At 44.1% G+C, this 20,752-nt stretch carries 23 protein-coding genes; 3 read left to right on the top strand and 20 right to left on the bottom strand.

What is annotated here, in order from left to right; genetic code table 11:
• Window positions 1–94 precede the first annotated feature (94 nt).
• Window positions 95–1,204, top strand: a complete 1,110-nt coding sequence (locus FFM70_RS04725; protein ID WP_137615692.1) for a M24 family metallopeptidase — start codon at window positions 95–97, stop codon at window positions 1,202–1,204.
• Between the two features lie 62 nt (window positions 1,205–1,266).
• Here FFM70_RS04725 and FFM70_RS04720 read toward each other — a convergent pair whose 3' ends face one another.
• The 3 genes from FFM70_RS04720 to FFM70_RS04710 all read right to left on the bottom strand — a co-directional run bounded on the left by FFM70_RS04720 (window position 1,267) and on the right by FFM70_RS04710 (window position 3,245).
• Window positions 1,267–2,220: an aldo/keto reductase gene (locus FFM70_RS04720; protein ID WP_137615691.1), complete on the bottom strand. Its 954-nt coding sequence runs from the start codon at window positions 2,218–2,220 to the stop codon at window positions 1,267–1,269.
• A 90-nt stretch (window positions 2,221–2,310) separates the two neighbouring features.
• Window positions 2,311–2,826 carry a YtxH domain-containing protein gene (locus FFM70_RS04715; protein WP_223877435.1) on the bottom strand — a complete coding sequence of 172 codons (516 nt, stop codon included), beginning with the start codon at window positions 2,824–2,826 and terminating at the stop codon, window positions 2,311–2,313.
• Between the two features lie 2 nt (window positions 2,827–2,828).
• Entirely contained in the window at window positions 2,829–3,245 is a 417-nt protein-coding gene (locus FFM70_RS04710) for a DUF948 domain-containing protein (protein ID WP_137615690.1), read from the bottom strand.
• 374 nt (window positions 3,246–3,619) lie between these two features.
• Here FFM70_RS04710 and FFM70_RS04705 point away from each other — a divergent pair, with 374 nt between their 5' ends.
• Window positions 3,620–4,504, top strand: coding sequence for a mechanosensitive ion channel family protein (locus FFM70_RS04705; RefSeq protein WP_137615689.1), 885 nt, complete (start codon window positions 3,620–3,622; stop codon window positions 4,502–4,504).
• Between the two features lie 58 nt (window positions 4,505–4,562).
• On the opposite strand, the gene FFM70_RS04700 is transcribed toward FFM70_RS04705, so the two are convergent.
• The 6 genes from FFM70_RS04700 to racE all read right to left on the bottom strand — a co-directional run bounded on the left by FFM70_RS04700 (window position 4,563) and on the right by racE (window position 8,980).
• On the bottom strand, window positions 4,563–5,717 hold the full coding sequence (locus tag FFM70_RS04700) for an N-acetyldiaminopimelate deacetylase (RefSeq protein WP_137615688.1): 1,155 nt from the start codon (window positions 5,715–5,717) through the stop codon (window positions 4,563–4,565).
• A 17-nt stretch (window positions 5,718–5,734) separates the two neighbouring features.
• Complete coding sequence (dapD, locus tag FFM70_RS04695; protein WP_137615687.1) at window positions 5,735–6,448, bottom strand: 2,3,4,5-tetrahydropyridine-2,6-dicarboxylate N-acetyltransferase; 714 nt, start codon at window positions 6,446–6,448, stop codon at window positions 5,735–5,737.
• Window positions 6,449–6,466: 18 nt separating this feature from the next.
• Window positions 6,467–6,958: a cyclic-di-AMP-binding protein CbpB gene (cbpB, locus tag FFM70_RS04690; protein ID WP_137615686.1), complete on the bottom strand. Its 492-nt coding sequence runs from the start codon at window positions 6,956–6,958 to the stop codon at window positions 6,467–6,469.
• A gap of 89 nt (window positions 6,959–7,047) precedes the next feature.
• Entirely contained in the window at window positions 7,048–7,566 is a 519-nt protein-coding gene (locus FFM70_RS04685; protein WP_137615685.1) for a metallophosphoesterase family protein, read from the bottom strand.
• 2 nt (window positions 7,567–7,568) lie between these two features.
• The gene (locus FFM70_RS04680) at window positions 7,569–8,165 is read right to left on the bottom strand and encodes an XTP/dITP diphosphatase (RefSeq protein WP_137615684.1); all 597 of its coding nucleotides are present in this window, start codon (window positions 8,163–8,165) and stop codon (window positions 7,569–7,571) included.
• Window positions 8,166–8,167: 2 nt separating this feature from the next.
• Window positions 8,168–8,980 (bottom strand): glutamate racemase, encoded by an 813-nt coding sequence (gene racE, locus FFM70_RS04675; RefSeq protein WP_137615683.1) that lies wholly within the window; start codon window positions 8,978–8,980, stop codon window positions 8,168–8,170.
• A gap of 198 nt (window positions 8,981–9,178) precedes the next feature.
• Here racE and FFM70_RS04670 point away from each other — a divergent pair, with 198 nt between their 5' ends.
• Window positions 9,179–9,712 carry a YslB family protein gene (locus tag FFM70_RS04670; protein WP_223877434.1) on the top strand — a complete coding sequence of 178 codons (534 nt, stop codon included), beginning with the start codon at window positions 9,179–9,181 and terminating at the stop codon, window positions 9,710–9,712.
• 166 nt (window positions 9,713–9,878) lie between these two features.
• On the opposite strand, the gene FFM70_RS04665 is transcribed toward FFM70_RS04670, so the two are convergent.
• From FFM70_RS04665 to FFM70_RS04615, 11 genes are all read right to left on the bottom strand, one after another.
• Window positions 9,879–10,157, bottom strand: coding sequence for a hypothetical protein (locus FFM70_RS04665; RefSeq protein WP_137615682.1), 279 nt, complete (start codon window positions 10,155–10,157; stop codon window positions 9,879–9,881).
• Entirely contained in the window at window positions 10,141–10,683 is a 543-nt protein-coding gene (locus FFM70_RS04660) for a hypothetical protein (RefSeq protein ID WP_137615681.1), read from the bottom strand. The genes FFM70_RS04665 and FFM70_RS04660 overlap by 17 nt, the downstream gene beginning before the upstream one ends.
• A gap of 132 nt (window positions 10,684–10,815) precedes the next feature.
• Window positions 10,816–11,133, bottom strand: coding sequence for a thioredoxin (gene trxA, locus FFM70_RS04655; RefSeq protein WP_137615680.1), 318 nt, complete (start codon window positions 11,131–11,133; stop codon window positions 10,816–10,818).
• 85 nt (window positions 11,134–11,218) lie between these two features.
• Entirely contained in the window at window positions 11,219–13,585 is a 2,367-nt protein-coding gene (locus FFM70_RS04650) for an endonuclease MutS2 (RefSeq protein WP_137615679.1), read from the bottom strand.
• 53 nt (window positions 13,586–13,638) lie between these two features.
• Complete coding sequence (gene zapA, locus FFM70_RS04645) at window positions 13,639–13,890, bottom strand: cell division protein ZapA (protein ID WP_137615678.1); 252 nt, start codon at window positions 13,888–13,890, stop codon at window positions 13,639–13,641.
• A 102-nt stretch (window positions 13,891–13,992) separates the two neighbouring features.
• Window positions 13,993–15,423, bottom strand: a complete 1,431-nt coding sequence (locus tag FFM70_RS04640; protein WP_137615677.1) for a lipopolysaccharide biosynthesis protein — start codon at window positions 15,421–15,423, stop codon at window positions 13,993–13,995.
• Window positions 15,424–15,431: 8 nt separating this feature from the next.
• Window positions 15,432–16,559, bottom strand: a complete 1,128-nt coding sequence (locus tag FFM70_RS04635) for a polysaccharide pyruvyl transferase family protein (protein ID WP_137615676.1) — start codon at window positions 16,557–16,559, stop codon at window positions 15,432–15,434.
• A gap of 13 nt (window positions 16,560–16,572) precedes the next feature.
• Complete coding sequence (locus FFM70_RS04630; protein ID WP_137615675.1) at window positions 16,573–17,607, bottom strand: glycosyltransferase; 1,035 nt, start codon at window positions 17,605–17,607, stop codon at window positions 16,573–16,575.
• Between the two features lie 12 nt (window positions 17,608–17,619).
• Window positions 17,620–18,822 (bottom strand): EpsG family protein, encoded by a 1,203-nt coding sequence (locus tag FFM70_RS04625; protein WP_137615674.1) that lies wholly within the window; start codon window positions 18,820–18,822, stop codon window positions 17,620–17,622.
• 13 nt (window positions 18,823–18,835) lie between these two features.
• The gene (locus FFM70_RS04620; protein WP_137615673.1) at window positions 18,836–19,657 is read right to left on the bottom strand and encodes a glycosyltransferase; all 822 of its coding nucleotides are present in this window, start codon (window positions 19,655–19,657) and stop codon (window positions 18,836–18,838) included.
• Window positions 19,658–20,752 carry a glycosyltransferase gene (locus FFM70_RS04615; RefSeq protein WP_137615672.1) on the bottom strand — a complete coding sequence of 365 codons (1,095 nt, stop codon included), beginning with the start codon at window positions 20,750–20,752 and terminating at the stop codon, window positions 19,658–19,660.

Below are 20,752 nucleotides of genomic sequence, written 5' to 3'. Positions count from 1 at the left end.
CAAGTTTTTCAACATTTTTTCTCACTTTGCTTTAATGAACCGCGTATACTACACTATGTAGTATGAACAAAACTTAATTTGAGGAGTGATCTAAGTGGCAGATTATACTAAACTGCAACAAGTACGCCAATGGACCGTCGACAACCATGTCGACGTCACCTATGTTAGCGATTTTCATACGATTTCTTATCTCACCGGTTTCGGCAGTGATCCGATTGAACGGACCCTCGCCCTCTTCGTCTTTGCCGACGCCGAACCATTCTTATTTGCGCCAGCCTTAGAAGTAGAAGCAATTAAAGAGACTGGCTGGCCTTACCCAGTCTACGGCTACTTGGATCATGAAGACCCATATGCCCTGATTGCCAAGCACATCACCGACCAATTAACCGATCCTAAAGTCTGGGCGCTTGAAGAAGCCAGCTTGACTTTAGGCCGCTTCCAAGCAATCAAAGCACAATTTCCAGCGGCACATTTCGACAAAAACTTGTCGCCAATGATTCAACAACTCCGTTTGGTCAAAACATCAGACGAATTGGAAAAACTGAATATTGCTGGTAAATGGGCTGACTTTGCCTTTGAAAAGGGCTTTGCCGCCGTTAAAGCGGGTCGGACAGAACAACAAGTTGCCGCTGAACTCCAATACGCCCTCATGCAAAAAGGCGTTATGGAAATGAGCTTCGGGACCTTGATTCAAGCTGGTGCCCACGCCGCAGAGCCCCATGGTGCCACTAGTGAAGCCCAAATCAAGCCCAATGAATTGGTCTTATTTGACCTCGGTGTCATGTGGGAAGGTTATGCTTCCGACGCCTCGCGGACGATTGCTTACGGCAAACCAACCGCTAAGCAAAAAGAAATTTATGACGTCTGTCTCGAAGCCCAATTGACCGCCCAAGCTGCTGTTAAACCAGGGATGGCCGCTGAAGATGTGGACAAATTAGCCCGCGACGTCATCACCAAGGCTGGCTACGGCGAATACTTTATTCATCGTCTCGGTCATGGCTTAGGCCAAACCGACCATGAATTCCCATCAATCATGGCCGGCAACCACATGCCGTTAGTTGAAGGTATGTGCTTCTCCATCGAACCTGGGATTTATATTCCAGGCGTTGCTGGTGTTCGGATCGAAGACTGTGGGGTCGTTACTAAGGAAGGCTTTAAGCCGTTCACTCACACTTCAAAAGAATTGAAAATTTTAGATATTTAACGTGTCACAAAAACGACCGGTCGTTCACCTTCAAAAAAGTGAATGGCCGGCCGTTTTAATTTTTAAGGTAAATCATTACCCGCTGAAAAGTAGACGTCATACCATTCCTGCTTAGTTAGCGTCACATCCGCCCCAGCGATGCTTTCGGTTAAATGTTGCGGATTCATTGAGCCTAAAATGACTTGCATTTGGGCTGGATGTCGTAAGATCCATGCGGTCGCAATGGCATTTTTCGTCACCCCATACTTGTCAGCCAAGGCTTGGAGTTTCGTGTTCAAGACTGGAAACTTTGGATTGTCGATAAATGGCCCGGCAAACATCCCGTATTGATATGGCGACCATGCTTGAATCGTCATGTGATGCAACCGCGAGTACTCAATAATTTCACCATCGTGATTGATGCTCCGATCATCCTGCATGTTCGTGTGTAAGCCAAAATCAATCGGACCGGTGTGCATGACACCAAATTGTAACTGATTAATGATCAACTTTTGACTGAGCGCTGATTGGAGTAACTCGACTTGCATCGGATTAAAGTTCGAGACGCCAAAGTGCCGAACTTTCCCACTGGCTTGCAATTCGTCAAAAGCTGCCGCAACGTCGGCCAAATCCATCAAGGGGTCCGGACGATGTAACAGGAATGAATCCAAGTAATCAACTTGCAGCCGTTTAAGAATACCATCGACCGTCGCAATTAAATGGGCTTTTGAAAAGTCGTAGCGTTGGCCAAAGACTAACTCACCACTGCTCTTTTCAGGGTCAAGTACGATGCCCCCTTTTGATTGAATAAAGAAATCGTCGCGTGAGAGACCCGACTGCTTGAGCGCGGCACCGAACGTTGCTTCTGATTGACCGTTACCATAAATATCAGCCGCATCAATCATGTTAACGCCATGATCGTGGACCACGTTTAACACGTTCGCCGCGTCAGTTGTATTCAGACGCACCATCCGCATAATGCCCAAGGCCACAGCTGAAACACGGGTCTGGGTCGAACCTAACTGAATTGTTTTCATAAGCTTGCTACTCCTTTGATTTGAGTCAATCTTAGACACGTAAAAAGCCACACACTCAACGGTGTATGGCTCCTGCATTAAAAGTCGATTTTAGTTATCAGACTTGGGTTCATCCGCAGCACTGTCAGCTTCACTCGCTGCAGAATCAGTCGTCTCAGCAGCTGAATCAGTGTCAGTTGCTTCAGAAGTTTCGTCATTCTCAAACGCAGCGGCTGAATCGATCACAATATCATCACTGTCATCTTCTTCATCGTCGTCGCCGTCAGCTTCAACACGAGCAAGTTCGGAACGTAAACTATCCGTGGCTTGATCCAAGCTTGAACTAAAGCTTTCGCCATCTTCCGATTTAGCGGCTTGATATTGATCCGCAAAATCAGCGACTTTACTCTTGGCATCGGCAAATTGTTTGCCAGCTTCTTCCTTAAAGTCTTCGGCGGCATCGTTTGCGTAGAACGCATAGTCAATGGCCCGGTCTTTAAAGTCAGCTAACCCTTGTTGCGCTTTGGCCTTCAATTCAGCCTTCTTGTCGTCGTCCATTTTCATGGCAACCGTCACAATGGCAGCGCCACCTAACGCTAATCCAAATAAGAATCCTTTTTTCGACATAATTAAGACTCCTCGCTATTATTTTTTGAGCGGCGATTCCGGTAAACATCAAAGGCAGCTTTACCAACCTTGGTGGCACTGGAGAACTTGCTCCGCTTTTCATTATTCTTGCCGACTTTAGCAGTTAATTCCCGCGTGGCGGCATTTAAATCTGAAACACTCTGGCCTAAATCACCCATGGCTTTGAACGCTGGGTCAATCGTGGCAACTTTGCCATTCACGTCTTTTAATAATTCGTTCGCATTTGACATGATGTTTTCGGTTTGATGTGACAAAGCATCCACGTCATCCGTAATTGAGCTCAAGCTCCGATTGACTTCGCCCATCGTCTTGGTCATGCGTACTAAGAAAATCCCGATGAAGCAAACTAGTAATAAGAATGCGACAGCGGCAATGATCCCCGCAATATGTGTAATCATCTTAAAAATTCCTCCTTCAACAGTCGCTACATTAGAATAAGCATAGCATTGTCATAAAAATACTGCAATGAAAAAAGTGCTTACATCCTGATGAGATTAGTCTTTTAATTATAGCGGTTACATCCGTGACTAGCCGCAATTTTAATCAGTGGCAGCCTTACATGGCAGCGCAACGTTTAACCCATTACCCCAGTTCAACCGGCAAAAACCACGCTGTATGACAACTAACCGAACCATGTTCCTCAGAAGCCGGCATCTGCCAACCATTAAATCCTAATTTATGCCGAAATTCCCCCACTGAACTGAATCTAACTTGGTTCAACACCTAAAATCTGCTAAACTAAATTTCAGACAACTTTAACGAGGGTGAAAAAATGTTCTTTCCATTAAATCTCGGTGTCGTGGAAACGCCGAAGCAAGTGTCCGTCTGGATGAAATTAGCCACCAAGATCGATTGGCAACAAATCGTCCTCAATATTGGCGGTAAAATTATTGAAATCGTGCTATTCAGCGCCTTATTTTGGATCATCGATCGAGTCGGTAAACATCTGATCCATCACATTTTCATTACGAATGCAAATACGAGTGATACTGCATCGAACCGGATTTCGACCATCTTCACGCTATTATTAAATATTTTTCACTATATAATTATGTTCTTTTGGCTATACGCAATTCTGTCAGTCCTTGGCGTCCCCGTCGGCACCTTGATTGCCAGTGCTGGGATTTTCAGTGTGGCGTTAGGCTTAGGTGCTCAAGGATTTGTGAGCGATATCGTGACTGGTTTCTTCATTTTACTAGAAGATCAGTTTGACGTCGGTGATTACGTCAAGATTGAGACTGTCGAAGGGACCGTGTCGGCAATGGGCTTACGCACGACCCAAATCACTAGCGCAGATGGGACTCTCAACTTCGTGCCCAACCGCAAAATCTTGATTATCAGTAATCAATCACGCAATGATATGCGAGTCTTGATTGATTTGCATATCACGGCCAGCACACCGGCTCCCGAATTAACTAAAGCCATTGAAGGAACCAATAAATCGTTGGTCCCCCAGTATCCTGACATCATCGGTGAACCGGATATTCAAGGCGTGACGACTCAAAGCGATGGGACCCTGGTCTTTCGGGTACAGTTTTACGTTAAGAACGGGATGCAATTTGCCATCCAACGCGACTTTTTGGCCGCTTACTTAGCCGCTGCAAAGGAAGCGGGCATTCAGTTACCATCATTATCATTGTATCGACCGCAGTCATAACTAACACAAAAGACGTTCCCACTTGAGCAAAAAAGTGAGAACGTCTTTTTAATTTAACTTATTTTTGTAAGTCATTACGATGGGTCAAGTAGCCCGTCATCGCATTCACCCCGGCCATGATGGCGCTCGTGTGTGGCACCATGTGTTCGGAATGTAACGAATAAGGACTATCGACACCTAGCCAGAACATGGTCCCAGGAATTTGATGGATCAAGAACCCAAAATCTTCCCCGGTCATAGCTGGCCGCGTTTCGATAAAGTTGACCGCCGCATCTGACTTCATGTATGACATGAAGTCAGCGGTAATCGCATCGTTATTTTCAACAGGATAGTAGCCGCCTTGATGCAAATCGAGATCGATATTGCAATCGTAGGCCAGCGCAATCCCTTCAACGATCGTGCGGACCCGGCGTTGAATATGCAGGTTCATTTCCTGCGTCAACGCGCGAATCGTGCCATCGATCTGAGCTTCCCCAGCGATGACATTGCCAATCGTTCCAGCGGTGAAATGGCCCAAGGTAACGACTCCACTCTGGATAGGATCAACGTTGCGAGACACAATGGTCTGCAGCTGCTGCACCAAAGCTGAACCCGCCACGACCATATCATTCGCATTGTGTGGAAAGGCTGCATGCCCACTCTTACCAGTCAAGTGTGCATGGATCTCACAGGTCCCCGCAAATAGGGTCCCCATGCGACAGCCAATCGCCCCAGCTGGTAGATCTGGATTGTCATGGAAAGCGAAAATTTCATCTGGTAACCAGTCAGCGTCCAGCACACCACTTTCGTAGAGCCGTTTGCCACCCGAAGCATTTTCTTCAGCGGGTTGGAACATGAAAATCATATCCGTCGCAGGTTGGTTTTCAGCAAAGTAGCTCAAAATCCCTAAGGCAACTGACATATGAATATCATGCCCACACGCATGCATCGTGCCTGGATGTTTAGACGCAAATGGCAAGCCCGTCGCTTCCGTAACCGGTAAGCCATCGATATCGGTTCGATAACCGATCCGATAATCATGCTTATGACCACTGACCTTCACTAAAATGGCGGTATCCAACGTTGGAATCGTCTTGACCGTTAAAAAGTCTTGCGGCATTTTAGCAATCACTGCCAATAAATAGGCGTGCGTTTCATGTTCTTCTAAACCAAGTTCCGGAATTTGGTGTAAATGTTGATAAATTGGAATTAAATCAGATTCCTGTAATGCCATCTTTTACACCCCTTAAATTAAAGATTCCGTAATTCACTCATGAGTTCCGTCTTGCTCTTCGTCTTGTCGTCAATATCTTTCAACTTACGAGCTGGGACCCCACCAACCACCGTGTTTGGTTCAACATCACTAATCACGATGGCACCAGCTGCAACAACCGCACCTTTACCAACATGGACGCCTTCCAAGACAACCGCGTTAGCGCCAATTAAGACGTCGTCGTCGATTTGAACTGGTTTAGCCGAAGGTGGTTCTACCACGCCAGCTAACACAGTGCCGGCACCAATATGACAGTTTTTTCCAACAATTGCACGGCCACCTAAAATGGCTCCCATGTCGATCATTGAGCCTTCACCGATTTCAGCACCGATATTGATCACAGCGCCCATCATGATCACAGCGTTATCGCCGATTAAAACTTGGTCACGAATCGCGACACCGGGTTCGATCCGAGCGTTGTATTGCTTCAAATCAGCCATTGGGACCGCTGAATTACGAGCGTTATTTTCTAATTCTGAATCTTCGATCTTGTCGGCATTCGCCTTTAAGAATGGTTCAACGTCGGCCCAATCGCCGAATAACACCCCAGCCTTGCCGCTGAAGAATGTTTTGATTCCAGCGGGAACGTCGGTGATTTGGTCTAATTGACCTTTCACGTAAACTTTCACTGGGGTTTTTTTCTTGGAACTACCAATGTAGTTAATAATTGATTGTGCATCTAATTTTGCCATTGAAATGCCTCCATTATTTTAGTTAGTTTTTTCACTGCTGGAAAAATCCTTCTCAATCATATCATATTGTTTCCCGATTTCATGCGTCAAGAAGTTGAAACTCTTCATAAATTCACGCCGGGTAATGATGCCTTGAAAAATGCCATCCGCATCAACAACCGGCACGAAGGGATCATTGATCATCAAGTGTAACGTTGCCTCGACATCACTGACCGCCTGCACGGTCTTAACGTGCGTCTCCATGACATCGCTGACGTGCATGTGCATTAAGATTTCAGTATTCAAATGATCAAATCCGAGCATTTGTTCCGTAATCAGTGGTAACGAGATCAAGCCTTCAAAATGGCCATCATTATCCAAGACCGGAATCTTAGAATACTTGATCTTCGTGAGCACTAAAAACGCGTGGTATAAATTATTATCAGCTTGGACGACGGCAACAATGTCGGCCGGAATTAAATAATGGTCAGCATTGTGTAGCAGCATGTCCTGAACTGGTTTAATTAACATCAGGTGGACCCCCTTCTTTGCAGCTCCTCTTTCTATTTTACCTGAAAGCGGCGCCAAGTTAAGGGCTATTTCGCGATTTTAAGACTTCTTTAGCTGGTAAAATGGAAACTTAACGCTGGTACCGGCTGTAATTGGCGATTGTAATACTGGACGGCCACGGTTTGACCATTGGTTTCGACAATGGCATACGTCCCGCCGAGGCGCATGAATTCGCCCCGGGGTTGGCTAATGCTACCAGGATTCAGCAACAATAACCCATTGTGCCGTTCCACGCCCAACTGATGGGTATGGCCAAAGAAGGCCAGTTGTGCCTGTTGTTGCTGCGCCGCGGCCATTAAATGTTCTAACCCAAAGTTAACGCCAACCAAATGACCGTGCGTCATATAGACCGGCACACCTTTGACGGTCGCATTAACGACTTCGGGCAACCGGTCATCAAAATCCATGTTGCCTTTTACCGTGTACATCTTATCGAAAACGGCATCATCCACTTGTAATTCAGAGTCACCACAATGGAAGAAAGCATCAACCTTGCCTTGATACGCGTCTAATAACTTGACCAAAATGTCGCGGTCACCATGACTATCACTGACAACTAAACATTTCATTGTTAAGCCTCCCACCAAGCGTCAAATTTTGGCATCAGATTGCGTAACGCCGCGCCCCGATGACTAATTGAGTTTTTTTGTGCATCCGTCAATTGTGCCAGCGACTTCTGGAATTGGTCTGACCAAAATAACGGATCATAACCAAAACCATTATCACCACGCGGCGCAATCAAAATGCGGCCTTTTAACTCACCGTTAACAACTAACTTCTGCCCATCCGGTTTCAAAGCCACTAAGGTCGTATGGAACGTCGCTGTCCGCTTCGCTTCCGGTACGCCACCCAAGTTCGCTAACAACTTCGCATTATTGGCGGCATCATCGTGATCACCCGCATAACGGGCCGAGAAAACGCCCGGATCACCATGTAAGGCATCGACCATCAAGCCAGAATCATCAGCAATCACTGGTAAGCCAGTCGCTTCGACGACAACTGTGGCCTTTTTTGTCGCATTCTCTTCAAATGTAATCCCGTTCTCTTTGATTTCCGGAATATCTGGGAAATCGGCTAAAGTTCTGATCGTAATCTCATAGTCTTTAAACATCTCGCTAAATTCGCGGGCTTTACCAGGATTGTTGGTCGCAATAATTAAGTCTTTCATGATCAGTTCCTTCCTAAGTCAATGTGAGTTGCGGTGAAATCTGGGAGCCTTAACCAGTTTTTGGCAATCGTCGCAAATTGGTCGGCTGAACCAGTCGTATAGTACTGGTCAGGCTGAGCCTGTTGGGCACTCGTATTCGCAATATCTAAATAGTCCAACATGAATGAAACCCCATTGACCGTCTCGGCACCCGAGTCAATCAACGTCACGTCTGGTCCAACAACGTTTTGAATCAATGGCCGTAATAACGGATAATGCGTGCAGCCGAGTACTAAGGTGTCGATGCCGCTGTGCTTGAAGCTTTGTAAGCCTTCTGCCACGACCCGCTTCGCGACGGGCGACTGATACTCGTTTGATTCAACGAGTGGGACAAATTTTGGACACGCCTGTGAAATTACTGTCGCCCCAGGGTCTTTCGCTAAAATTGCATCGCGATAAGCGTTACTGCGAATCGTGCCCTCAGTTGCGATGACCCCGATCCGATGGTTCTTTGAGGCCTTGATGGCGGCCCGTGACCCCGGTGAGATCACGCCAATCACCGGAATATCTAGTTTGGCGCGCAAATCCGGTAGCGCTGCCGCAGTCGCCGTATTGCAGGCAATGACTAACATCTTAATGTTTTGTTTTAACAAGAAATGGGTCATTTGCCAGGAGAAGGCACGCACTTGTTCACTGGGACGCGGCCCATATGGTAACCGTGCCTGATCCCCGATAAAAATAACCGTTTCACGGGGGAGCTGTTTCAAGGCCTGCTTGACCACTGTCAAGCCGCCGACCCCGGAATCCATGAAACCAATTGGCTGTTCATTTGACATTCTCAAAATCTCCGTTCGCTGAATTCTGAAACTACATTATGGTCTTTTTTGAGGGCGATTTCAAGCGGCTCAAATGTGACGAAATTGGTAAAGTTTCCATTCAAGGAAGTGAAAAAGTGCTGTATATCTGCGAGAACAAGTTATAATATATATTATGATGCAGTAAGATACTGCGACTAAACACGGAAAGGAACAATCATGACGAACGCCTTTTATTCTCAATTTGCGGGTAACGCGATCAAGACTTCCGTTTTAAGCGTTGAAGTGTTGCGTGATGCCTTGTTACCAAACTTGCTGGGGGACGATAGCAGTGGGATTCTTTACTGGGCCGGTAAAGACTTGGCGCGCCAATTTCCTGTCGCTTCAAATGAAGACTTGGTCACGTTCTTCGAACAATGTGGCTGGGGCCATTTAATCGTCGAGAAAGAAGCCAATGACCTGATCACCTATGAACTGACCGGTGAACCGGTTGCTCGACGGAGTTATGCCATTAAGAAACCAGACTTCATGCTCGAAACTGGCTTCTTGGCTGAACAAGTCAGTGCCCGTTTCAACTGCGTCGGTGAAGCAAAAATTACCTTTCAAAACAAAATGCGGCTTCGTATTGCGGTTACCATCGATCATAATCAACCTTTGTTGGGTCATGATCCTGCGACCCCCATCGAAATCGTTCATCCGGAAACTGAAATACAACCAGACGCGGACGATACCCCCGCGAATACGGATGCTTAAACCGAAACACTGCCAGCTTGGTAGTGTTTTTTTGATACTGACTAATCAAAAAGGCAGCACCCTGTTACGCGATACTGCCACTGATTCGATTTCGATCAACTGCCTCAAATCCTTTGTATTCTCAAAATCTAGTTTTAATGATGACCACAAACAAATCGCAATTTGCCTAATTGCTTTCACGATAGTCGGTAACTTGATCCACCTGAATAATCACTTCAAGCACATGGCCTAATCTACTATAACACGCTGCAGAAACAGCTGGATCACCTGCTAAGGCTGCTTGAACGCTATCAAGAGTCAGTCCGGATTTTTTCGCTAATGATTCCTCGTTAATATCTGCCCGCATCAACAAAAGTGCCAATTGACGACTATTTTTATAATTCTGACCATTAATAATTGCTTTCATATATGAATTACCGGTAATCATTTCATTTAAATCTTGCATTCGTTTCACTTCCTAAATATAAAAAATTTTGATAAGTTATGGGATGCCTTTGAAAATCATCATAACGATCTTTACAAATATCTACAAAATGATTTGTTGGCCCACTACGGTTAATCTTTGTGTACGCACAAACATAGACATCAAACGCATTAGACCCAATAGTCAAATAGAGGAAGATTGCCCTGAAAGCTTTATCTGGTAAATTGAGTCGAAACTCAAAGATTGGGTCACTCGGATATCGCTTAATCTTTTTTACCAATTTCAGGTAACCATCGACGCGCCGATTTGTCTCAGGCTCAGTATAACTGACATTTAGTCTGAGTTCTCGTTTTTGGCCTCCCATCAACTGGTAAAAATCGGCCGTAGTTGCGGATTTCACACTCAGCAAGGCATTAAGAAGCAATCTTAACTCACGACAATCCTTAGCCTGATGATCCGCTTTAATTTTACTTTCCAATTTAGTTAAATAGTTTTCTAATTCAAACTTGCCATATTTATCAGGAAACTGTCGAATCCATGTGGTCATCTAACTTTACACCTGCCTTCAATCATTAAAGTCGATTCAACAGTTAATTACGTAACCTGTCCATCTTTCCATCAAAAAAGCGGGTCCAAAATCACCAACAACTGGCAATCCTGGACCCGCAAGTTTCAACCATTACGCTTCAACGTATTGATTTAAAGTTTTCATAATTTGTTCTTTTGAGTGGTAGCCAACCAACGTATCGACTACTTCGCCGTCTTTTTTAACTAATAACGTTGGGATACTCATAATGCCGAAGTTGCTAGCCGTTTCCGGATTAGCATCAACATCCATCTTGTTAAAAGTAACCTTATCGCCCATTTCGCCGTCTAATTGTTCAACCACAGGTGATTGCATCCGGCAAGGACCACACCATGTTGCCCAAAAGTCTGTTAATGTGACGCCCTTAGCAGTATCCGTTTCAAAAGTCTTATCAGTAGTCGCTGCGACCATTTTGATCGGCCTCCCTATAATTTAATCATTTACTTATAGTAAGTATATCAGTTAACCCAAAAAGAACAACTAATTTGTCTACAATCTATTTAAAACTAACCTCAGTCGCCCCATTGCCACCGTGGTTCGGTGCGGCGAAGTGGAACGACTTCACTTGTCGATTCGTCTTCAGGTACTCGGTGATCCCTTCACGTAAGGCGCCAGTCCCTTTCCCATGCACAATGGTGACGGAAGGATAACCGGCTAATAAGGCAGCGTCAATATACCGATCCACTTGGGTCATCGCGTCTTCGTAACGAACACCACGCAGATCCAAGTTCGGTGAAACATGGCTCGCATTAGCCGATTGCACCGTGGCACGCGCCCGTTTAGGCTCGGCCTCCGGCGCTACCTTTTCCATATCAGCATCTTGAATCTTCATCTTCAAGATGCCGAGTTGAACTTCCCACTCATGATTGCCCATCTTCTGAACGAGCACCCCACGTTGGCCATACGACTTGACTAACACATCGTCGCCTTCATGGAAATCTTGCTTGGCCTTTTCATGCCGCAAGACTCGGTTCTTCCGCAACTTAGGCTGTTGTTCCAAAGCATTCAAGGCACCCTTGGCATCGATCAACTCATTTTCCTTAATGTTGGTCGTCCCACTAGCGAGTTGTTTTTTACGTAAGTCACTAATAATGGCATCCGCCTTAGTCTTGCTCTTCTCAACAATTTCATTAGCTTGAACCTTGGCGTCTTCAATCAATTGATCCTTACGTTGTTGATAAGCATTGAATTCACTCTTCAATTGTTTGTGTAGCTGATCCGCGTCAGTTAGGTCAGTTGTTAGCTGCAACTGTTCGTCTTCGACTTGCTTGCGTTTAGCAACTAAGTCGGCGATCATCGCATTTAAATCCTGACTATCGCTGTCAGTGAGTGATCGTGCTTGATCAACAATCGTCTTGGAAATTCCTAACCGTTGTGCAATATCTAACGCATTACTCCGTCCAGGAATCCCAACGAGTAACCGATAAGTTGGTTTCAATGTGGCTTCATCGAACTCCATGCTAGCATTGATCGTATCTGGGCGATTAAACCCGTAGGCCTTCAGTTCTGGATAGTGGGTCGTGGCAACAACCTGCGTTCCTTTGGCGCCAATCGCGTCCAAAATGGCAATCGCCAAGGCTGCCCCTTCTTGAGGATCGGTCCCGGCACCCAATTCATCGACAAGCACTAAGCTACGATCATCGATTTGAGCGAGAAAACTTTCAATGTTCTCCATATGTGACGAGAACGTACTCAAGTTCTGCTCGATGGATTGTTCATCACCAATATCTGCAAAAATTTCATTGTAAATGCCAATTCGACTACCTTCGTCCACTGGAATGAATAAGCCAGATTGACCCATCAATTGCAGTAAACCGAGTGTCTTCAACGTGATCGTCTTCCCACCAGTGTTGGGTCCCGTGATCACGATTGCCTGATAGTCCGTGCCCAACGTAATATCGTTGGCGACGACTTTCTTTTGAGCAATCAACGGATGCCGTGCTTGCCGTAAAAAGACTTCATTCTTCGTCGAGACGGTCGGTTCGGTGGCTTTCATGTCATGCGCATACCGGGCTTTAGCGTTGATAAAGTCAAAATGGCCCAGGATTGCCGCATTTTGCAAAATTTCATCCTGGTACGGTGAAATCAAGTTAGAGAGTTCTTCCAAGATACGTTGTTCTTCTTGCTTCTCTGCCACTTGATTTTGACGTAACCGGTCGTTCAGGGCCATCACTGCTTGTGGTTCAATAAATAATGTTTGCCCACTCGCACTTTGGTCATGCACGATCCCGCCAAATCGACTGCGATTTTCAGCTTTGACTGGAATCACGTATCGGTCGTTTCGAATCGTGATGATTGGATCACTGAGGTATTTAGAATCCTTCCCCCGCGTATATTGTTCCATCTTTGAGCGAATTTCGCCTTCAGTTTTGCTAATGTGACTCCGAATGCTGCCTAGTTCAGGTGACGCGTCATCTGTAATGTGCCCGTCCCCTTCGATCGCGGTCGCCAGCCGTTTAGTCACTTCGGGTAAGGTCACCAGTTCTTGGACTTCGTCAAATAAATGCCGAATCCCGTTTTCTGGTGAATCTTCTAGGAGGTCTTCAAAGAACCGCGTGATTGCGCGCGTCGTCTTTAAGACCCGGCCGACTTGTCCGAGTTCACTCCCGTTTAATGTGGCCCCAATCGCCAAACGTTTCATGTGGGGTGCAATGTCTGCTAAGCGGGCAATCGGAATCCCACCTTTTAATCGGTAGACTTCGGCCCCATCATTCGTCTCATCTAACGCCAATTGGACTTGGGCTAAATCGTTCATTGGCTGTAAACTGGCCAGTTCTTTTTGACCGGCAGCTGACACCAGATATGGTGTCAGCTGTTGTTTAACTTGTTGGTACTCTAAGGTAGTGAGTACTTTAGAATTCAATCGTATCCCTCCTTGGATTGACTCGGGTCAGACGCAAAAAAAAGATGATGCAGTTATTCTTTGGCATCATCCGGTTGCATCTTCAATAATTCTGCTTGTTTATCCACTTGATCTGAAATCGCATTGAAAGCAATCAATGTCGCAATCTCTTGGTCAGACAGGTATGGGGCTAATTTCTTTAATTGTTCAATTTGTTCATTCATCATCCGCGTCACCGTTTGCATGTGACGGTCGGAGGCACTCCCGATGATCGTATACTCATGACCATCGATTTCCGCTTTAAAGCGGCGCTTACTTGCAGCCATCTTGACCCAGCTCCCTTGTGTTCAATAACAAAACTTATTTTAGCATGAATGCTGGGTTTATGCGACTTTTAAGGTGCAACGAATGTCCTCCGAACCTTAATATTAGTCAACATTATGATTCTTGCCCATTTGAGTAACTTTTTTTGATATTAACGACACAACCAGTCCAACTAAACTGACTATGATTTCGCGATTAATCACAACAACCAAAACTAATCCTACGCCCATGAGTAGCGCTTCAATCATTAAGCTAGTCGAATATAATCCCAACGTTATCATTAAGATACCAATTAGCGACACATTAACCACTTTCCACGGCATTAGAATCTCAACAAATTTATTGAGAGCCTGTAATCTCAACAACATCGTGACTAAGAAACCGGCTCCCATACCAATACCAGTCCCGTTGATGCCGATCACTGGCGTCAAACAACCGCCAACTAGCAAATTGATAACCACCCCATAAACAGTCGTTGCGAATAGACCAGTCGTTTTTTCGGCCGCTAAATAGATTGTGCCCAAAAATGACGCCAAATTCATAAAAACAACCGCGACCAATAAGATTGGCAGATACTGCCACGACTCGTAATAGTCGTTAGCGAAAAGCATTGCCATCATTGGCTTAATCAAACTAATGAGTAACGCAACCAATAAAAATAAGCATTGTTGTAGGGACTTAAAGACACGCGAATAATATCGTGAACAATCTGGACTATTGTATTCATCCACAACCGAAATTTGCCACGCCTGCAGGAAGATTGTAAAGAATAGATTGATGATTGTGGGTCCTTTATTGGCTACCGCAAATAAGCCATTGGCAGTTATGCCAACAAAATATAAAATAAAGAATCGCCCAACACAATTGGTGAGCCACCATACTAAAGTGTTGGGAATTAGTGGCACACTGTACTGTAACATTTTCACAACTAATTCTTTTGAAAAAGCCGTAAGCCTAATAAACTGCCATAGTTTCATCCGAGCCACCAAGTAAGTAATTGCAATGAGCGTTGCGACTAGATAAGAAAGTAAATAACCTTCTACCTTCATTTTCATGGATACAATCAATAGTATGTTTAAAAACGCTAATGTAAACGAATTGACGATGCCAGAAATTGCAAATATTTTAGCCTGCCCATAGGCTCGGACAAAGTTCTGAAACATCATCAAGATCGCCGTACTTCCTAAAATCAAAACAAACAAGAATACATTCGGGACGTGTAAGAACGCTAACGCTGGCGAAATTAATCCCAAACCGAGTAGTAATACCCCCATTGACACAAAGCCGGTTGACAGTACCTCAGTTGCCGCCATCTGCTTATTCATAACGAACCTGAATACTGCATCAAATAAGCTCAGACTGATCAATGGTAAGCATAAATTCAGACTAGTTATCAACAAATCGATTGTTCCGTATTGCTCAGTAGTCAGAAAGTAAGTGTACATTGGGACTAATAAGAAAGAGATCAGTTTACTCCCAAGATTACCGATGATAAATATCAACGCATTCGACAGTAGTTTTTTATTTCTAGTCATTACTTCCCCTATTGATGACCCATGACGGCACTTTTTTGTAAAAAGACTTCAAGTGGCTCAAAATGCCCCATTGCATCTGCTTGGATTGCCGCTAAGCTATCAGAATCTACCGTATTCATGGACACTTCCAAATCAGTCGCCTCAATTTGGGCCAACATTTTAGTAGGCACAGCATGCTGTTCAGGAAAGCAGTCAGCAATCACATTTTTAGTCTTATCGCTATACGTCACGACTAATTGAGGTTTCTGAAATAACCAACCTAAGATCATGGCATGAAAACGACCACTGATCAGTCGTTCTGCACCAGCCATCATTTCGAATAGTTGTGGAATATCTTGATAGGTATAGATTCCGACATGCTTTTGAAATTTTGGCACAATCAGTCGTGCAATACGTCGTGCCGCCTGCTCATCGCCCTCGGCTTCACTGAAAGCCATAATTTTAATCTCATAACCGCTGCTGATTAACGCTTCCGCTAATCGTTTCATCTGTCCTTCATAAAAATCACTCGTTGTTGAATACTGTTCCGATAAAATTCTGCTAGTAAACCGTAGATCAATTGGCGTCATCACGACATAAGGTTTTTCGCAAGCTTTTAACATACGTTGCGTCACCGATAAACTCAACGCTGCATCCGGTGCAACAGCGACCTGCTTCAAATTCGAAAATAAGTTATATGAACTAGTATCACGAAAAACAACGCTATTTATTTTGCTAAAAAAAGTCTCATATTCATTAGTATACCGATCAGTACTGACTGGTCCAAAATTACTACCGATAATAAAATACGGTTTTTGGCTCAGCTGAACCCCACTCCGAAGCCTATTCACAGTTTCTTTGGCCGTGCGCTGCTGAAAAATTGCGCCTCCGAGTTCCACATACGCCACGAACGGCTTTAAGAGTCGCCTTGTCAATTTGACCATTTTAACCATGTCCAACCCCCGCAGCAAACACCGGCTAACAAGGTTTTTCGAGACAACTCGTAAATTTTGACCTAGTTTTTGATAATGTGTCACATCCTTCTTAGCGACTAAGATATAAAACATTATTTCTGGAAAATGTTCCAGCAGAGCCTTCAGCAACAAATCATCGCCCAAGTTACGATTAAAATAGCCTTTTACAGCAATTCGTTTCATAGTAACCTCATTTCTAAAGTGACCTAAGTTGCTGCCGTCTTGTCTGAGTATGCTTTATGCGACAAGCTATTCTGACCAGTTTCATCGAAACACTCGTCGGCATTCGTCTCAATAGGTTAATCATTAGTAATTGGCGGCTGTTTAGATTACGACGAGTCAATTTTCCGACGGTATCGTGTCTCAAATTAACACGTAAGCTAACCACCGTAGCTTGAAAGTCTGCCAAATAGCGCTTAGGATTGCGCCAATATAGACGCACAATATTGGTCAACGCCAGTCGAACCGACCAATAAGCTAAATAATCTGATCTTTTTAACAAGCGGCTCTGCAATAGCACTTGTTTAATTTCATCTAAGAAACGGTCATTTTTAGCTTGCATTGCAAGATCTGTTTGACACATTAAAGAAGTCAGATTATGACGATAAAAATAGGCCGAACCGTGAATGATCAGGATTTGGTGACTATGCATAATCGCATAACAATTAAAGATCAAGTCCTCACCATTGTCGACTCCCACTGGAAATAAGATTTTATGTTCAACTAGTAAAGTTCGCTTATACAACTTTGAAACCGGTCCAGAGAGATACTCCTCAGCTGTAAACTCATCACTTGAAATATATAAATTTGATAATAACAACTTATTCTTATCTTGCTCTGAACAAATCAGCCGTTGCACATTTTCGGTATTTACAGATGCTGAACACGCCACAATATCCGGTTCATTCGCATGCCGAGCCGACGTCATCAGTGTCTGATAAACTTTGGGGTCAATCAAATCGTCCGAATCAACAAAAGTGACATAATCTCCGACCGCCTGCGCCAAGCCAAAATTTCTAGCAACACTAACCCCCACATGGGCATTGGTGAACACTCTGAAATAAGCGGGACCTGAATACTGATCTAGGATTTGCCGCGTCCCATCTGTTGAACCGTCGTCAACAACAATCACTTCACAATCGAGTATTTCTTTCAAAGCTAAAATTGAGGCAATCGTTTGCCGCAGGTACTTTTCTGAGTTGTACGTTGGTACAATTATTGATAGCTTCATCGCATTTCCTCACTAAAAAATAGGCACATTTCTCAACAGACTGATTAAATTCGTCGTTATTAATTCCCACAGTGGCACGGAAAAAGTCATTCGCTTGAAGCCAGCAGATGCATTAACTAACAACATCAGCCCACTTATTCCAACAATCAGCAGACACGCGCTAGCCTTAGCTTTTTCGACATAATTCACATTTTTTGCAATGTAAAACAGACCAAGCATCGAACTCACCAGCACGTATCGGTTAAAAATCATCGTATTATTGAAAAGCAACAGCCAAAATACAAATTGTAATCGACATAGCCGTTCAAAATAGTCACACTTTTCACTTCGAGAGCCAACCACCAACGTTGCAATTAATAACAGCACTCCGGATAATCGTGAAAGAAACAAGACAATTAGCCCATTTGAATTTCGGACCAAAAAGTCTGTGGAATAAATATTAGCCATACTTGTGATCTGGGCAAACATGCCGGCCGAACCTGCCCCAACGAATCGCTCTGTGACTAGCCAAAACCCGATAAAGCCAAGAATTAAGCCTAGGTATGACACACGGGTTCCTTTACGGAAAATTGCCACAAACACTGCCAATATGACTGCTAAAATGATTCCCAGATGAAAAAGAATTGGTGTAATCAGCAACCAGCTGTACCTGAAATCATTCAGTTTCACAAAATAAATGTATGCGACGCAACCAAATAGCGCCGATGCTAGCGCCCAACGCATCGTATTCGCAGTTAAATTAAGATTAAAAAGTAACAGTAAATTAATCGATAGCCCCGCGGCAATCCAACTGTCCAACTTTTTTTGCTTTCTCAAATCGATAACTGGAAATAGGACCAACAAATTACAAGCTAAGGTACTGATAAACGGCAACCAGCTAAAACGGCCGGTCCTAGCAATTAAATACTCAATAACGTTAAAAACTTTATTTGCATCCTGATATTGTAAGATACGATCATTTTGTGAAAAATCAATAAAAGCTGACCAGTCAGATAGTGGCTGCATTAACCGCATTGTGTCATAATATCTTGACAAATCACTATCATAATTTGGAATAAGCCATAATATTGGTAAACTTACACCAAGGCAGAACAGCAGATAGTACAAATATGGTCTTCTAATTGACTTGATCATCCCGACGAAGCAGCCCAGGCCAACTGGAATGGGTAGCCATAAGGCTGTTACCAACACGATTACGAACAATAAGATAATCACAGTAGTCTATCCCTCACAGTTGTGCTTCTGATCTTAACAATCTTCGATAGACTGCCACCAAAAGTTTAGGTGGTAACAATCTGGCACCGCAACGTAAAACGATATTTTTAAAGAATATCATCCGCGATGTAAATCGTGACTTCAACATGAATCTTTGAAAACGATACTCCAACTGAGCATAGCGCACACCCTGCCGACGCAAAATCATTTTTTGAGTTGTACGAACATCGACGATAACGTCAGGCAGATTGGCCAATTGATAACCTGCATTCAGCATCCGAACCCAGAGGTGATAGTCCTCGAATCCCTGAAACGCCTGATAATTGCCAACCGCCAAAACCGCTTGTTTGCGGAACATTACGGTTACATGATTCATTGGATTTCTTCGCTGTGCGAACTTTTTAATCAAGTCATTTTCTTGAGGAACTGTTCGTTGAACTTTACCTAACTCACCCGTTGAAATTTCAAATTCTGCAATATTTCCTCCTACCGCGGCAATGCTCGGATGGCTACTTAAATATTGAAGCGTTACTGATGCCCGATTTGGCAGCATCATATCATCAGTATCCATTCTCGCAACCAGTTCAGCTGTACATCTTTGCAGTCCCACCGCTAAGGCAACTCCTAAGCCCCGGTTTTCGGACAATTGAACGATATCTAATACCTCTGAAAAGTGATTGACAACTCTTTGCAGTTCAGTTCCAATCGGACCATCAATGACCAGCACAATTTGTTTGGGAGGGACGGTCTGGTTTAAGACGCTTTCAATACTGGCACTTAAAAAGTCAGGACTCTCATTCTGATATAACGACATCAATACTGAATATGATTCCAACTATCCTAGCACCTCCTTCTGGTCATCCAACAGTTTTTGATATAAAGCCGCATAGCGCTTCGTCATTACGACGTCACTATATTGCTCGTAAGCATTCTTTCTAAAGGCCGCTCGATCTAATTTTTGACGCAGCAGTTGCTCAAGCTGTACTTTGAAATCACGGCTATCATCAACGTGAAAACCGCGACCAAAATTACCCGAATTTAAAAGCTGTAAGTGACTAGGTATATCAGACAATAACACCGGCAAGCCGTATGATAGCCCTTCTAACACCGCCATCGGTAACCCTTCACTTAAGGAAGCCGAAACTAAATAATCAGTTTTCCGCAGATACTGTTCCGGATGATCAACATGACCCAAGAAGGTAATGTTAGCAGTTGCATGGTACCTTGCTTTCAACGGTTCCAATAACGGCCCTTCCCCTACAATCGTTAACGAATACTTTGATAGGCTCGGCAAAGCGAACATTCGGAGTAGAAAGTCAACATTTTTGCGGTGATTGACCTCCCCCAAATACAAAAAGCGCTTGGAAGACCCCTTTTTTACAAAGCAGTCGGTAAAAGGCACGCCATTTGCAATACTTAGTAACCTAAGACCAGTCTTTTTTTCAATCTGTGTTTTAATTGTTGCTGAACACGCCACAGCCACTAATCTTTTTTCAATGAAAAGGTGCCCCTGAGCCATTAGTCGGCCCATGATGCCCCCAAACGTCATTGAATAATCTTCAAATGGAAAATTATGCAACGTCGATATTTTGACTCTTTTGGCACTAGCAACCATTAGATTTATGAAATCAGGAATGATGCCATGCGAATGAAAAATGACTGAAGCATATTGTTGTTGCCGTTGCCTAAGTTGCCTAATATAGGCCAAAATTCCTGCACATTGAACAACTTCAACCCCGACAGTTGAAAAATCACTTAAACGGGAATTTTCCGTCTCATTTTTGAAGGTAAAAATAATTGGTGTAAACTTAGCAAAATCAAACCGATTTACCAATGAAAAAAGCACATTAACCGGCCCACAGCGCTTCAATGAACTGATCAAAAAAAAGATATAGATTTTAGTTGGCTGACGAGAATGCCCACCTTTCAT

It is taken from the genome of Lactiplantibacillus nangangensis (assembly GCF_005405065.1).
Taxonomy (GTDB): Bacteria; Bacillota; Bacilli; order Lactobacillales; family Lactobacillaceae; genus Lactiplantibacillus; species Lactiplantibacillus nangangensis.
Note: the sequence above shows the minus strand (reverse complement) of the source record. Positions and strands in the feature narration are given on the sequence as shown.

Excerpts from the sequence above, each read along its gene's own strand:
- FFM70_RS04685 (WP_137615685.1), bottom strand. The coding sequence starts at position 7,566 with ATGAAATGTTTAGTTGTCAGTGATAGTCATGGTGACCGCGACATTTTG.
- FFM70_RS04700 (WP_137615688.1), bottom strand. The coding sequence starts at position 5,717 with ATGGCATTACAGGAATCTGATTTAATTCCAATTTATCAACATTTACAC.
- FFM70_RS04640 (WP_137615677.1), bottom strand. The coding sequence starts at position 15,423 with ATGACTAGAAATAAAAAACTACTGTCGAATGCGTTGATATTTATCATC.
- FFM70_RS04715 (WP_223877435.1), bottom strand. The coding sequence starts at position 2,826 with ATGTCGAAAAAAGGATTCTTATTTGGATTAGCGTTAGGTGGCGCTGCC.
- FFM70_RS04705 (WP_137615689.1), top strand. The coding sequence starts at position 3,620 with ATGTTCTTTCCATTAAATCTCGGTGTCGTGGAAACGCCGAAGCAAGTG.
- trxA (WP_137615680.1), bottom strand. The coding sequence starts at position 11,133 with ATGGTCGCAGCGACTACTGATAAGACTTTTGAAACGGATACTGCTAAG.
- FFM70_RS04665 (WP_137615682.1), bottom strand. The coding sequence starts at position 10,157 with ATGCAAGATTTAAATGAAATGATTACCGGTAATTCATATATGAAAGCA.
- FFM70_RS04615 (WP_137615672.1), bottom strand. The coding sequence starts at position 20,752 with ATGAAAGGTGGGCATTCTCGTCAGCCAACTAAAATCTATATCTTTTTT.
- FFM70_RS04635 (WP_137615676.1), bottom strand. The coding sequence starts at position 16,559 with ATGAAACGAATTGCTGTAAAAGGCTATTTTAATCGTAACTTGGGCGAT.
- zapA (WP_137615678.1), bottom strand. The coding sequence starts at position 13,890 with ATGGCTGCAAGTAAGCGCCGCTTTAAAGCGGAAATCGATGGTCATGAG.
- FFM70_RS04660 (WP_137615681.1), bottom strand. The coding sequence starts at position 10,683 with ATGACCACATGGATTCGACAGTTTCCTGATAAATATGGCAAGTTTGAA.
- FFM70_RS04630 (WP_137615675.1), bottom strand. The coding sequence starts at position 17,607 with ATGAAGCTATCAATAATTGTACCAACGTACAACTCAGAAAAGTACCTG.
- dapD (WP_137615687.1), bottom strand. The coding sequence starts at position 6,448 with ATGGCAAAATTAGATGCACAATCAATTATTAACTACATTGGTAGTTCC.
- racE (WP_137615683.1), bottom strand. The coding sequence starts at position 8,980 with ATGTCAAATGAACAGCCAATTGGTTTCATGGATTCCGGGGTCGGCGGC.
- FFM70_RS04710 (WP_137615690.1), bottom strand. The coding sequence starts at position 3,245 with ATGATTACACATATTGCGGGGATCATTGCCGCTGTCGCATTCTTATTA.
- FFM70_RS04670 (WP_223877434.1), top strand. The coding sequence starts at position 9,179 with ATGACGAACGCCTTTTATTCTCAATTTGCGGGTAACGCGATCAAGACT.
- FFM70_RS04720 (WP_137615691.1), bottom strand. The coding sequence starts at position 2,220 with ATGAAAACAATTCAGTTAGGTTCGACCCAGACCCGTGTTTCAGCTGTG.
- FFM70_RS04680 (WP_137615684.1), bottom strand. The coding sequence starts at position 8,165 with ATGAAAGACTTAATTATTGCGACCAACAATCCTGGTAAAGCCCGCGAA.
- cbpB (WP_137615686.1), bottom strand. The coding sequence starts at position 6,958 with ATGTTAATTAAACCAGTTCAGGACATGCTGCTACACAATGCTGACCAT.